18 protein-coding genes, 1 tRNA gene and 1 riboswitch are annotated in these 12359 nt (G+C 70.0%); of the genes, 7 read left to right on the forward strand and 12 right to left on the reverse strand.

Annotated elements, in window-relative coordinates; genetic code table 11:
- Positions 1-12 precede the first annotated feature (12 nt).
- A riboswitch (guanidine-III (ykkC-III) riboswitch) is annotated at positions 13-73 on the reverse strand.
- Between the two features lie 61 nt (positions 74-134).
- Together M4D82_RS12955 and M4D82_RS12960 are read right to left on the reverse strand one after the other, a co-directional pair.
- Positions 135-476 carry a GroES family chaperonin gene (locus M4D82_RS12955; RefSeq protein ID WP_249766202.1) on the reverse strand — a complete coding sequence of 114 codons (342 nt, stop codon included), beginning with the start codon at positions 474-476 and terminating at the stop codon, positions 135-137.
- A 46-nt stretch (positions 477-522) separates the two neighbouring features.
- Positions 523-840, reverse strand: coding sequence for a DUF3618 domain-containing protein (locus M4D82_RS12960; RefSeq protein ID WP_249766203.1), 318 nt, complete (start codon positions 838-840; stop codon positions 523-525).
- A gap of 103 nt (positions 841-943) precedes the next feature.
- Between M4D82_RS12960 and bcp the strand changes: the two genes are divergently transcribed.
- From bcp to M4D82_RS12975, 3 genes are all read left to right on the forward strand, one after another.
- The gene (gene bcp / locus M4D82_RS12965) at positions 944-1411 is read left to right on the forward strand and encodes a thioredoxin-dependent thiol peroxidase (RefSeq protein WP_249766204.1); all 468 of its coding nucleotides are present in this window, start codon (positions 944-946) and stop codon (positions 1409-1411) included.
- Positions 1412-1898: 487 nt separating this feature from the next.
- Entirely contained in the window at positions 1899-2255 is a 357-nt protein-coding gene (locus tag M4D82_RS34295) for an HNH endonuclease (RefSeq protein WP_349637058.1), read from the forward strand.
- A 47-nt stretch (positions 2256-2302) separates the two neighbouring features.
- Positions 2303-2375, forward strand: a tRNA-Leu gene (locus M4D82_RS12975).
- Between the two features lie 49 nt (positions 2376-2424).
- Here M4D82_RS12975 and rdgB read toward each other — a convergent pair.
- The 4 genes from rdgB to M4D82_RS12995 form a co-directional block, all read right to left on the reverse strand.
- Positions 2425-3039: an RdgB/HAM1 family non-canonical purine NTP pyrophosphatase gene (gene rdgB / locus M4D82_RS12980; protein ID WP_249766206.1), complete on the reverse strand. Its 615-nt coding sequence runs from the start codon at positions 3037-3039 to the stop codon at positions 2425-2427.
- Positions 3040-3081: 42 nt separating this feature from the next.
- Complete coding sequence (locus M4D82_RS12985) at positions 3082-3489, reverse strand: methyl-accepting chemotaxis protein (protein ID WP_249766207.1); 408 nt, start codon at positions 3487-3489, stop codon at positions 3082-3084.
- Positions 3490-3596: 107 nt separating this feature from the next.
- Positions 3597-4331 carry a ribonuclease PH gene (rph, locus tag M4D82_RS12990; RefSeq protein WP_249766208.1) on the reverse strand — a complete coding sequence of 245 codons (735 nt, stop codon included), beginning with the start codon at positions 4329-4331 and terminating at the stop codon, positions 3597-3599.
- Between the two features lie 122 nt (positions 4332-4453).
- Positions 4454-4789: a PTS sugar transporter subunit IIB gene (locus M4D82_RS12995; RefSeq protein ID WP_349637059.1), complete on the reverse strand. Its 336-nt coding sequence runs from the start codon at positions 4787-4789 to the stop codon at positions 4454-4456.
- A 122-nt stretch (positions 4790-4911) separates the two neighbouring features.
- On the opposite strand from M4D82_RS12995, the gene M4D82_RS13000 reads away from it, so the two are divergent.
- Positions 4912-6213 (forward strand): PTS transporter subunit EIIC, encoded by a 1302-nt coding sequence (locus M4D82_RS13000; RefSeq protein WP_249766209.1) that lies wholly within the window; start codon positions 4912-4914, stop codon positions 6211-6213.
- A gap of 324 nt (positions 6214-6537) precedes the next feature.
- A complete protein-coding gene (locus M4D82_RS13005; RefSeq protein WP_249766210.1) occupies positions 6538-7806 on the forward strand; it encodes a PTS transporter subunit EIIC in 1269 nt (422 codons plus the stop codon).
- 73 nt (positions 7807-7879) lie between these two features.
- Here the strand turns inward: M4D82_RS13005 and M4D82_RS13010 are convergent, their stop codons facing one another.
- Complete coding sequence (locus M4D82_RS13010) at positions 7880-8632, reverse strand: MBL fold metallo-hydrolase (protein ID WP_249766211.1); 753 nt, start codon at positions 8630-8632, stop codon at positions 7880-7882.
- A gap of 212 nt (positions 8633-8844) precedes the next feature.
- Between M4D82_RS13010 and M4D82_RS13015 the strand changes: the two genes are divergently transcribed.
- On the forward strand, positions 8845-9267 hold the full coding sequence (locus M4D82_RS13015; protein ID WP_249766212.1) for a hypothetical protein: 423 nt from the start codon (positions 8845-8847) through the stop codon (positions 9265-9267).
- Positions 9264-9638, forward strand: coding sequence for a DUF488 domain-containing protein (locus M4D82_RS13020; protein WP_249766213.1), 375 nt, complete (start codon positions 9264-9266; stop codon positions 9636-9638). The genes M4D82_RS13015 and M4D82_RS13020 overlap by 4 nt, the downstream gene beginning before the upstream one ends.
- Positions 9639-9731: 93 nt before the next feature.
- On the opposite strand, the gene M4D82_RS13025 is transcribed toward M4D82_RS13020, so the two are convergent.
- The 5 genes from M4D82_RS13025 to M4D82_RS13040 all read right to left on the reverse strand — a co-directional run bounded on the left by M4D82_RS13025 (position 9732) and on the right by M4D82_RS13040 (position 12298).
- Complete coding sequence (locus tag M4D82_RS13025; protein WP_249766214.1) at positions 9732-10181, reverse strand: DUF7144 family membrane protein; 450 nt, start codon at positions 10179-10181, stop codon at positions 9732-9734.
- A 198-nt stretch (positions 10182-10379) separates the two neighbouring features.
- On the reverse strand, positions 10380-11330 hold the full coding sequence (locus M4D82_RS13030) for a PLP-dependent cysteine synthase family protein (protein WP_249766215.1): 951 nt from the start codon (positions 11328-11330) through the stop codon (positions 10380-10382).
- Positions 11330-11608 carry a MoaD/ThiS family protein gene (locus M4D82_RS13035; protein WP_249766216.1) on the reverse strand — a complete coding sequence of 93 codons (279 nt, stop codon included), beginning with the start codon at positions 11606-11608 and terminating at the stop codon, positions 11330-11332. Before M4D82_RS13035 ends, M4D82_RS13030 begins: the two co-directional genes overlap by 1 nt.
- Positions 11609-11690: 82 nt before the next feature.
- The gene (locus M4D82_RS34300; protein WP_311736929.1) at positions 11691-11798 is read right to left on the reverse strand and encodes a putative leader peptide; all 108 of its coding nucleotides are present in this window, start codon (positions 11796-11798) and stop codon (positions 11691-11693) included.
- Between the two features lie 77 nt (positions 11799-11875).
- A complete protein-coding gene (locus M4D82_RS13040) occupies positions 11876-12298 on the reverse strand; it encodes a M67 family metallopeptidase (protein WP_249766217.1) in 423 nt (140 codons plus the stop codon).
- Positions 12299-12359: the final 61 nt, after the last annotated feature.

Raw genomic sequence — 12359 nt, forward strand, 5'->3', positions numbered from 1 at the left:
AAACGGAACGGGGGTGCGTCGTCTTGTCGTCAACCCGGTACGGCGCGTCTCGTCGGGGGTTCTCCCCCACCGTAGCAAAGGCACGCGAAAAGGGCCGGCAACCAAGATCACCGACCCTTGCGCAGTCGTCTCCCCTACAGATACAGCCCGGTGGAGTCCTTGGCCCCCTCCAGCCGCTCCGCCGCCACGGCGTGCAGGTCCCGCTCGCGCATCAGCACGTACGTCGCCCCGCGGACCTCGACCTCGGCCCGGTCCTCGGGGTCGTAGAGCACCCGGTCGCCCGGCTCCACGCTCCGTACGTTCTGTCCGACCGCGACCACCTCGGCCCAGGCGAGCCGCTTGCCCACCGCGGCCGTCGCCGGAATCAGGATGCCGCCGCCCGAGCGCCGCTCGCCCTCGGGCGTGTCGGACTTCACGAGCACGCGGTCGTGGAGCATGCGGATGGGCAGCTTGTCGTGGGTGGTGTTCTCGCTCACCCCACGAACCTACCTGCCCGCGCCCGCCCCGTACGCCGGAGGGTCCTCACCGCTTGCGACGGGCCGACACCACGACGAGCCCGATCACCCCGACCGCGAGGAGCGCGACCGGAACGATCCGCTCGAAGCGCGGTGCGCCGTCCTCGTGGCGCAGACCGCCCTTGACGTCCGTGACGAGCCTGTTCACGGTCACGACGGCCCGCCCGGCGGTGTGGTCCACTACGCCGACGGCCTTGGCCTTCGCGTCCCCGATGATCGTCTTCGGGTGCATGCGCACGCCGATCTCGTCGAGCGTCTCGGCGAGCTGCTCGCGGCGGCGGACGATGTCCGCCTCGATCTGTGCGGGGGTCCTGGCTTCCGGCACCGCGCTGCCTCCGTCGTCGTGGGCGTCGGCGGATGGGACCGCCGTGAACAGTCTGTCAGCTTAGTCTCGTGACGTACCGTTCCCCTTCCGAGGAGACCCACCGATGAGCGAGCGACTCCAGCCGGGCGACATCGCCCCCGCCTTCACCCTGCCCGACGCGGACGGCAACGAGGTGTCGCTGGCCGACCACAAGGGCCGCAAGGTGATCGTCTACTTCTACCCGGCCGCGCTGACCCCGGGCTGCACGAAGCAGGCCTGCGACTTCACGGACAACCTGGACGTGCTGGCCACCGCCGGCTACGACGTCATCGGCGTGTCCCCGGACAAGCCGGAGAAGCTCGCGAAGTTCCGCGAGAAGGAAGACCTGAAGGTCACCCTGGTCGGCGACCCCGACAAGGAGACCCTGACGGCGTACGGCGCCTTCGGCGAGAAGAAGCTCTACGGCAAGACGGTGACCGGCGTCATCCGCTCCACGGTCGTCGTGGACGAGGAGGGCAAGGTCGAGCGCGCCTTCTACAACGTCAAGGCCACCGGCCACGTAGCCAAGATCATCAAGGACCTGGGCATCTGACCCACCCCACCCGAGAGCGGCCCGCACCAACAAACGGGTGCGGGCCACTCCGCTGATCGGACGGGACTCGCCGTAACCGTCCGACCATCAGTCCGTCACCCCGTGCGAGGGTCGCACACGCGACCCACTACGGAGGGGTGGACGGATGCCGGCGAGCCAGTACACGAGGGAGCGCCTGACGGAAGCGGCGCGCACGTCGCGAACGCTGAGCGAGGCTACGGAAAGACTGGGGGCGAACCCGCGGAGCGGCGCCCGCGCATACGTGCGCGACCGCATGCGGAAACCGGGGATCGACACCTCGCACTTCACCGGACCGACGCGGACAGAGCGAATGCGGGACAACAAGCGCCGCCGCACAGCCGAGGAGATTTTCCGCGAGGTCCCTTGGAAGTCGACCGCATGGACGGCGACTGGCGGAACAATCGGCAAGCGAACCTGCGGTTCCTCTGCCCCAACTGCCATTCCACGACCGACGCATTGGGCATGCTTGCGGCAATGGATCGCGGATGAGGGCATCAGTACCGCGCACTTCCTGGGCCAATCACACCAACGCGGCAAGCCTTCACCCACCGCCAAGACGCCGGACGAGGTGCTCATCCGCCACGACAGGCAGCGCAGAACCGGCACCAAGACGCTGCGCCGGGCGCTGCGCGGGATCGGCGTCCCGGAGTGCTGCGACCGGTGTGGGACCCCGGCCGAGTGGCGCGGGCGGCCCATGACGCTGGAGGTCGACCACGTGAACGGCGACTGGAGCGACGACCGCGGGGAGAACCTGCGGCTGCTCTGCCCCAACTGCCACGCGATCACCACTACCTGGTGCCGGGGAGGACCACGCAAACGTTGATGCCGCTCCCCTACACGGCACGGCGCGCAGTAGAGTGTCCATGGCTCGCGCCCGTACGCGACCTGGTTAGCGGTGGTCTTTAGGTGGCCACGTATGTCGGTTCGAATCCGACCGGGCGTACCCAGGACGAGGCCTGGTTTCCGGTATCCGGGAACCAGGCCTCGCTGTGTCAGCCCAGGAGTTCGCGGAGGGCTGGGATCAGGGCGCGGAAGGCTTGGCCGCGGTGGGAGATGGCGTTCTTTTCGGCCGGGGTGAGTTCCGCGCAGGTGCGGGTGTCGTTCAGGGGCTGGAGGATCGGGTCGTAGCCGAAGCCGCCGGCGCCGGACGGGGTGTGGCGCAGGGTGCCCAGGAGGCGGCCCTCGACGACGCGTTCGGTGCCGTCGGGGAGGGCGAGGGCGGCCGCGCAGAAGAAGTGGGCGCCGCGGTGTTCGTCGGCGATGTCGCCGAGCTGGGCCAGGAGCAGGTCGAGGTTGGCCTTGTCGTCGCCGTGGGTGCCGGCCCAGCGGGCGGAGAAGATGCCGGGGGCGCCGTTCAGGACGTCCACGCAGAGGCCGGAGTCGTCGGCGACCGCCGGCAGGCCCGTGGCCCGCGCGAGGGCGTGGGCCTTGAGGAGGGCGTTCTCGGCGAAGGTGACGCCGGTTTCCTTGACGTCCGGGATCTCGGGGTACGCGTCCGCGCCGACCAGTTCGAAGGGCAGGCCGGCGGCGGACAGGATGGCGTGCAGCTCGGTGATCTTGCCCGGGTTGCGGGTGGCCAGGATCAGGCGGCGGGGCGTGGAGGTCATGGCCCCATTATTTCCGCCGCGTGGGCCGTCCGGTCAGCCAGGTCAGCCCGGGGTGCAGACCTTGGAGATCTCCTTGGCGGCGTCCGCGACGGGCTGGATGTCGGGGTTGGCGTTGCCGCCCTCGACGGAGGTGCGGACGTTCTTGACGGCCGTGGCCATGGAGTCGACGGCCTTGCCGAGGTCGGCGTTGCCCGTCTGGTCCTTGATCTTCTTGAGGTTGGCGTCGATCTGGTCGAGCGCGGCCTGGGTGTCCTGCACGCTGTTGCCCGCCTGCGAAACGGCCTGCTGGAGCTGGTTGGCGCTGTCGGCGATGGCGACGGCGGTGTTGGCGCAGTCCATGGCGGTGGAGATCGCGTCGCAGGAGGTGAGGGCCGGGACGGCCAGGGCGGCGGCGAGGGCCACGGCGGCGAGGCGCCGCTTGGGCGCGGTCTTCCGGTGCGTGTGCTTCATGTGGGTCCCCCCGGGGCTCGGCTGCGTGGACGGGCGCACGGCTGTGATGCCGTGCGCCCGTATCGACGTAGACGCGCGGGCGGGTCCGACGGTTGCCCCGGCCGGGCCTACGGGACGTCGAGGGCCAGCGCGCTGCGCTGGATGGCTTCGAGGTCGGCGCAGCCGCCGGCGGCGAGGTCGAGGAGGGCGTTGAGTTCCTTGCGGTCGAAGGGTTCGCCTTCGGCGGTGCCCTGGACCTCGACGAAGCGGCCGTCGCCGGTGCAGACGACGTTCATGTCGGTTTCGGCGCGCACGTCTTCCTCGTAGCAGAGGTCGAGGAGGGGGACGCCGTCGACGATGCCGACGCTGACGGCGGCGACGGTGCCGGTCAGGGGCTTGCGGCCGGCCTTGATGAGCTTCTTCTTCTGGCCCCAGGCGACGGCGTCGGCGAGTGCGACGTAGGCGCCGGTGATGGCGGCGGTGCGGGTGCCGCCGTCGGCCTGGAGGACGTCGCAGTCCAGGACGATGGTGTTCTCGCCGAGGGCCTTGTAGTCGATGACGGCGCGCAGCGAGCGGCCGATGAGGCGGGAGATCTCGTGGGTGCGGCCGCCGATCTTGCCGCGGACGGATTCGCGGTCGCCGCGGGTGTTGGTGGAGCGGGGCAGCATCGAGTATTCGGAGGTGACCCAGCCTTCGCCGCTGCCCTTGCGCCAGCGCGGGACGCCTTCGGTGAAGGAGGCGGTGCAGAAGACCTTGGTGTCTCCGAAGGAGATGAGGACGGAGCCCTCGGCGTGCTTGCTCCATCCGCGTTCGATGGTGACCGGGCGGAGCTGTTCGGGCGTGCGGCCGTCGATGCGAGACATGGTGGTGAGCCTAGTCGCTGCGGGGTGGGCCGGGGTGTGGGTGGGCCGGGGTGCGCGAAGACCCCGTACCGGGGTCGGGGTGGTACGGGGTCTTCGGGGTGTGTGGAGCCGGTGGGCTCAGCTCACATCATGTCTTCGATGTCGGCGGCGATGGGGTCGGCGTCGGTGCCGATGACGACCTGGATCGCGGTGCCCATCTTGACGACGCCGTGGGCGCCGGCGGCCTTGAGGGCGGCCTCGTCGACCTTGCTGGGGTCGACGACCTCGGTGCGCAGGCGGGTGATGCAGCCTTCGACTTCTTCGATGTTCTCGATACCGCCGAGCCCGGCGACGATCTTCTCAGCCTTGGTGGCCATGTGTGTCTCCCTGAGTGATCTGAGTGTTTCGAAGAACGAGTCTCGGCGGCCGTCACCAGCTGCGTCCGCTTTGTCACGGTAGCTCACGGTTGGCCTACCCACGCGAGCGCAGGCCCGTTTTCTGCCGAATGATGATGATCAGCAACAGCCTGCCCATAACTGGTCTACACCAGTGTGCCGCAAGTGTTGCCCGTGCCAAAACGGGCCGGTTCAGGGAGGACGCGATGAGCGCCAGCAGCGCGGCGGCGGCGCCGCAACCGCAGTGGTGGAACGGCCTGTTCCAGGGTCTGCAGAAGATGGGGCGCAGCCTCCAGCTCCCGATCGCCGTCCTGCCCGCCGCCGGCATCCTCAACCGTCTCGGGCAGCCGGACGTGTTCGGGAAGGACGGCCTGAACTGGACGGCCGTGGCCAAGGTGATGGCCGGGGCGGGTGGGGCCCTGCTCGACGCCGACCTGGGCCTGCCGCTCCTCTTCTGTGTCGGCGTCGCGATCGGCATGGCCAAGAAGGCGGACGGCTCGACCGCGCTGGCGGCCGTCGCCGGCTTCCTCGTCTACCGGGGCGTGCTGCACGCCTTCCCCAAGGACTGCCCGCCCGGGACCACGGACATCGGCGGCGGTTGTCTGACGCCGACGGACACCTTCGCCGGGTACACCTACCAGAACCCGGGGGTCTTCGGCGGCATCGTGATGGGGTTGCTCTCCGCGTGGTTCTGGCAGCGCTACCACCGGGTGAAGCTGGTCGACTGGCTCGGCTTCTTCAACGGCCGCCGACTCGTCCCGATCATCATGTCGTTCGTCGCGATCGCGTTCGCCGCGCTGTGTCTGTGGATCTGGCCGCCGGTCGGCGGTGCGCTGGAGAGCTTCTCGGACTGGCTGGTGGGTCTGGGCGCGTGGGGCGCCGGCATCTTCGGCGTGGCGAACCGGGCGCTGCTGGTGATCGGGTTGCACCAGTTCCTGAACGTGCCGGTGTGGTTCCAGTTCGGCAGCTACACCAAGCCGGACGGGCAGACGGTGCACGGTGACATCAACATGTTCCTGGCGGGCGACCCGGACGCGGGTCTGTTCCTGTCCGGGTTCTTCCCGATCATGATGTTCGCGCTCCCGGCGGCGGCGCTGGCCATCACGCACTGCGCGAAGCCGCAGCGGCGCAAGGAGGTCGGCGGTCTGATGCTGTCGGTCGCCCTGACGTCGTTCGTCACGGGGATCACGGAGCCGTTGGAATACTCGTTCCTCTTCGTGGCGCCGGCGCTGTACGCGGTCCACGCGGTGTTGACGGGTGTGTCGATGGCGGTGACGTGGGCGCTGGGCGTCCACGACGGCTTCAGCTTCTCGGCGGGCCTGATCGACTACGTCATCAACTGGGGGCTGGCGACGAAGCCGGGGCTGATCGTCCCGATCGGCGTGGGCTTCGGACTCGTCTACTACGTGGTGTTCCGCTTCGCGATCACGAAGTTCGACATCCCGACGCCGGGTCGGGAGTCGGACGAGGAGATCGAGGCGATGCGGGCGGAGAACACGAAGGCGTAGCCAAGCCGTTATGCGGGCGCGCAGGGCGTCCGCTTTCGGGTCCTTCGACCCGCTCGGCAGGCCCTCGGATACCGGGATCCGGGGGCCTGCGGCATGTCCGGAAGTCCGCCGGTGGGGTTGTGCGGGGGGCGGGCGCGCCGGCGCCGCCGGCTGCCGGAAATTGAAGGTTCCTTATCTAACCCCGACCGTGCTACAACTGGTCTACACCACGCATTGGTGTAGACCACGCGGGCCTATTTCGCGCTCCCGTGTACCCCCTTTCGAAGACGTCGCCTCCCCCTTCCTTGTGTCTCTGGGCGGCGCCTTGCCCCATGGAGGAACCAGATGTCCACAGCCACCGCTGCGGAAACGAAGAAGGGCGCTGGCGTGATGGCCGTCATGCAGCGCATCGGCCGGAGCCTCATGCTCCCCGTTGCCGTGCTGCCGGCCGGCGCTCTGCTGCTCCGCCTGGGCGCGGACGACATGCTCGGGAAGGACTCCTTCCCGAGCTTCGTCACCAAGATCGCCGGCTACATGGCCGCCGGTGGCGGCGCGATCCTCGACAACATGGCGCTGCTCTTCGCCGTCGGCATCGCGATCGGCTTCGCCAAGAAGTCGGACGGCTCGACGGCCCTGGCCGCCGTCACCGGCTACCTGGTCTTCCAGAAGGTGCTCGCGACCTTCACCGACTCCAACCTGCCCAAGGTGGCCAAGGTCGTCGGCGGCAAGATCGTGAACGTGGACGCCCCGGTCAACGCCGGTGTCCTCGGCGGCGTCGTGATGGGCATCATCACCGCGCTCCTCTACCAGAAGTTCTACCGGACCAAGCTGCCGGACTGGGCGGGCTTCTTCGGTGGCCGCCGGCTGGTCCCGATCCTCTCCGCCTTCGCGGGTCTGCTCACCGGCATCGTCTTCGGTCTGATCTGGCCGGTCCTCGGTACGGGTCTGCACAACTTCGGTGAGTGGCTGACCGGCTCCGGCGCCGTCGGCGCGGGCATCTTCGGTGTCGCCAACCGTGCGCTGATCCCGATCGGCATGCACCACCTGCTGAACTCCTTCCCGTGGTTCCAGGCCGGTTCCTTCGACACCGCCGACGGCGCCGTCCACGGTGACATCGCCCGCTTCCTCGCCGGCGACCCGAACGCCGGACAGTTCATGACCGGCTTCTTCCCGATCATGATGTTCGCCCTCCCGGCGGCCTGCCTCGCGATCGTCCACTGCGCCCGCCCCGAGCGCCGCAAGGTCGTCGGCGGCATGATGTTCTCCCTCGCGCTCACCGCCTTCGTCACCGGCGTGACCGAGCCGATCGAGTTCACCTTCATGTTCATCGCCCCGGTCCTGTACGCGATCCACGCGGTACTGACCGGTGTCTCCCTGGCCCTGACGTGGGCCCTGGGCATGCGTGACGGCTTCGGCTTCTCCGCCGGCGCGGTCGACTTCCTGCTGAACCTCGGCATCGCCAACAACCCGTGGGGCCTGGCCGCCGTGGGTCTGTGCTTCGCGGTGGTCTACTACGTCGTCTTCCGCTTCGCGATCACGAAGTTCAACCTCCCCACCCCGGGCCGCGAGTCCGACGAGGAGCTCGCCGAGCTCCAGAAGGCGGAGGCCAAGTAGCCTCCCCGCTCCAGACGACGAAGCCCCCGCTCTCCCTCTCCGGGAGGGCGGGGGCTTCGTCGTACGGGAAGGGTCAGACCTCGTACACGACGCCCGCGTACGCCAGGTCCACCGGGCCGTCGTAGACCGCGCGGGCGTCGGACAGGTTGCGTTCGGCGTCCGTCCACGGCGGGATGTGCGTCAGGACGAGCCGTCCGACCCCGCCGCCGCGCGCGTACTCGCCAGCCTCGCGGCCGTTGAGGTGGAGGTCCGGGATGTCCTCCTTGCCGTGCGTGAAGGACGCCTCGCACAGGAAGAGGTCCACCTCCTGCGCCAGCGCGCCCAGCTCGGGGCACACCCCCGTGTCGCCCGAGTACGCGAGCGAGCGCCCGCCGTGCTCGACGCGGATGCCGTACGACTCGACGGGGTGGGACACCCTCTCGGTGCGGACCGTGAACGGGCCGATCTCGAAGGTGCCCGACTTCAGCGTGCGGAACTCGAAGACCTCGCTCATCGACCGCTCGTCGGGAACGTCCTCGTAGGCCGTCGTCAGCCGCTGCTCGGTGCCCTCGGGCCCGTAGACGGGGATGGTGGGGCAGCGGCCGCCCTCGTGCCGGTAGTAGCGGGCGACGAAGTAGGCGCACATGTCGATGCAGTGATCGGCGTGCAGATGGCTCAGGAAGATCGCGTCGAGGTCGTAGAGACCGCAGTGGCGTTGGAGGGCGCCGAGGGAGCCGTTGCCCATGTCGAGGAGCAGCCGAAAGCCGTCGGCCTCGACGAGATAGCTCGAACATGCCGAATCCGCGGACGGGAACGACCCCGAACAGCCGACGACGGTGAGCTTCATGGAGCGTGAACCTCCGTGGACGGTCCGTGGACGGAATGCGGGCCGTGCGTGGGTCGAGCGTAAGGCGCGAAACCTCCGGTCGCTCCTCCGCGGCGGGCCGTTGTGGGGGGAATCACCTGTGGTGTCACCCAGGGGAGCGACGACGGGCACGGGCGTCGCGGTGCCGGGGCGGGTGGCGCGACTACCGTCGGTATCGCGACTACCGTCGGTATATGGACACGTCCTGGTGGCCCGCCGTGCTGGCGGCGGTCGCCGTGGTCGTGGTGGTGCTGCTCCCCCGGCGGGTGTGGCGCGTGCCGCGCACGCCCCCGGCGCCCCACGACCCCGGGCCGCCGCCGCGCGTACGGCCCGGTGAACTGTGGCGTCTGAACGACGGCCGGCGCTGCCTGGTGCTCGCCGTACGGGCCCACCCCGGCCGGGCGCGGATCGCCCCGATCACCGGGAAGTACGACGACCGGCGGCCCGGGGTGATCCCGCTGCCCCCCGGCGCCGGCTACGGGTCCCTCGGGCGCGGGGGTTTCCTGGAGGCGGACCGGGCCGGGGAGGTGTCGCTGTGGGAGTTCCACTCCCGGGTGGGGACGCTGGACCCGACGGTGTGGGACGAGGTCAAGGGACTGGGAGGCGGAGCTCGATGATCCGGATGCGGCGGGTCTACGATCCCCCCGAGCCGGGGGCGGACGGTGTGCGCGTGCTCGTGGACCGGCTGTGGCCGCGCGGGCTGTCGAAGGACGCGGCGCGCGTGGACGCGTGGCCGAAGGCGGTGACCCCGTCGGCGGAGCTGCGCCGGTGGTACCACTCGGGGGCCGGGTCGTGGGAGGAGTTCCGGGCGCGGTACGAGGCGGAACTGGCGGCCGGCGGCGCGCAGGCCCGGGCGGAGTTGGAGCGGCTGCGGGGGCTGGCGGCCGAGGGTCCGGTGACCCTCCTGTCGGCGGTCAAGGACCCGGAGCGCAGCCACGTGTCGGTGCTGGCGGAGGTGTTGGCGGAGGTGTTGGCGGAGGAGGGGTGAACGGCTCGCGCCCCCACCGCGTCACGTGACGCGGTGGGGGCGCGGTGCGCGGCCCGGGGTCTTGGGTCCGGGGTCTTGGGTCCGGGGCCGGCGTCAGATGCGGGCGGCCGGTCTGTCCGTGCACAGGGCCCAGATGACGAACACCCCGATCGCGATCGAGATGAGCGCCCACAGGGGCTGGTAGGGCAGCCACAGGAAGTGGATCAGCACCGTCACGGCGGCCAGGACGACACCGGCGATCCGGCCCCACTGGGCGCCCTTGAGGATCCCGACGCCGACGACGAAGACGATGACGCCGAGGACGAGGTGGATCCAGCCCCACGAGGTGAGGTTGAACTTGAAGGTGTAGTCACCCACCGGCAGGTAGACGTCGTCCTTGGCGAGGGCCGCGATGCCCTCGAAGACGCTGAACACGCCGTTGACGGCCATCAGGACACCGGCGAACGTGGCACCGCCGACGGCCCACGCGTTGGGGGTGGCGGGGCCCCGTCCGCCGGCGCCGGCCGACGCCGAGGGGGGAGTGCTGCCCGGGGTGGTGGTCATGTCGCCACCTTCCTGCTACGGGGAACCGGTCGCTCCGAGCCTGCGCGCGGCCGGCCGGACGAGCGACCCGACGGGTCCGAACGGGTGAACCGGGCCGGGGTGGGCTCTACCGCGAAACGCCGCCGGGCCCGCGCGTGGCGGGCCCGGCGGCGTACCGGAGCGTGCGATCCGTGCGGATCCGTCCGATCCGTGCGGGCCTCAGGCCCAGAGCTGGCCGTGGAGGACCTCGATGGCCTCTTCGGTCGTGGCCGCCGTGTAGACGCCCGTCGAGAGGTACTTCCAGCCGCCGTCGGCCACCACGAAGACGATGTCCGCCGTCTCGCCCGCGGCCACCGCCTTGCGGCCCACGCCGATCGCCGCGTGCAGGGCCGCGCCGGTGGAGACGCCGGCGAAGATGCCCTCCTCGCGCAGCAGGTCCCGGGTCCGCGTCACCGCGTCCGCCGAGCCCACCGAGTAGCGGGTGGTGAGCACCGAGGCGTCGTACAGCTCGGGGACGAAGCCCTCGTCGAGGTTGCGCAGACCGTAGACGAGGTCGTCGTAGCGCGGCTCGGCGGCGACGATCTTGACGCCGGGGACGTGTTCGCGCAGGTAGCGCCCGACGCCCATCAGGGTGCCGGTCGTGCCGAGGCCGGCCACGAAGTGGGTGATCGACGGGAGGTCGGCGAGGATCTCCGGGCCGGTCGTGGCGTAGTGGGCGCCCGCGTTGTCCGGGTTGCCGTACTGGTAGAGCATCACCCAGTCCGGGTGCTCCGCCGCGAGCTCCTTGGCGACCCGGACCGCGGTGTTCGAACCGCCCGCGGCCGGTGACGAGATGATCTCGGCTCCCCACATCGCCAGCAGGTCGCGCCGCTCCTGCGAGGTGTTCTCCGGCATGACGCACACGATCCGGTAGCCCTTGAGCTTCGCGGCCATCGCGAGCGAGATGCCCGTGTTGCCGGAGGTGGGCTCCAGGATGGTGCAGCCCGGGAACAGGCGGCCGTCCTTCTCCGCCTGCTCGACCATGTGGAGCGCGGGGCGGTCCTTGATCGAGCCGGTGGGGTTGCGGTCCTCCAGCTTCGCCCAGATCCGCACGTCGGCGGAGGGCGAGAGGCGGGGCAGCCGAACGAGCGGCGTGTTGCCGACCGCCGCGAGCGGGGAGTCGTAGCGCATTACTTCGAGCCGCCGGCCACGGCCGGGAGGATGGTGACGTTGTCGCCGTCCTTGAGGGCGGTGGAGATGCCGTCGAGGAAGCGGACGTCCTCGTCGTTGAGGTAGACGTTCACGAAGCGGCGCAGCTGACCGCCGTCGACGATGCGCTCCTGGATGCCCTTGTGCCGCGTCTCCAGGTCGGCGAACAGCTCGGAGAGCGTCGCGCCCTCGCCGTTCACGGCCTTCTCGCCGTCGGTGTAGGTGCGGAGGATGGTCGGGATGCGGACCTCGATGGCCATGGCAGGCTCCAGTGTCGTGAAAGGGGCGAAGAAGTGTGAGGGCGCGCGTTCGTGCAGCCCCGCGCGGAAGGGGCCGGGTGCTTCAGGCGGCAGGACAGATGGCGCTGGCGAGGCGGCACAGGTCGACGTGCAGCCGCGCCACGAGCAGCAGCCTGCCGGGCGTCTCGATGCTCACGTCGTGGGAAACCATGCGGTCATGTTAACGATTCCCCATCCCCCGTTTGGAGTGTGATCCCGCATCGTGGACGGTCGCTGCTCACATACCGGTCAGTAGGACTCGACGACCTGCACTTCTTCCTCGGTGACCACGCCGTCGACGATCCGGTACGAGCGGAACTGGAACTCCCCGAGCCCGTCCTTGTCGGCCGTGGAGACGAGCACGTAGTGCGCGCCGGGCTCGTTCGCGTACGTGAGGTCGGTGCGCGAGGGGTAGGCCTCGGTGGCGGTGTGCGAGTGGTAGATGATCACGGGCTCCTCGTCGCGGTCGTCCATCTCGCGGTAGAGCTTCAGCAGATCCTTCGAGTCGAACTCGTAGAACGTGGGCGAGCGGGCGGCGTTGAGCATCGGGATGAACCGCTCGGGCCGGCCGGTGCCCGCCGGGCCGGCCACGACGCCGCACGCCTCGTCGGGGTGGTCCTGGCGCGCGTGTTCGACGATCCGGTCGTACAGGTCCTGGGTGAGGGTCAGCATGAGCGACAGGATAAGCAGACGGGCCCCCTCGTACCGAGGAGTGGTACGAGGGGGCCCGCAT

The sequence above is a fragment of the Streptomyces sp. RerS4 genome (assembly GCF_023515955.1).
Lineage (GTDB): Bacteria > Actinomycetota > Actinomycetes > Streptomycetales > Streptomycetaceae > Streptomyces.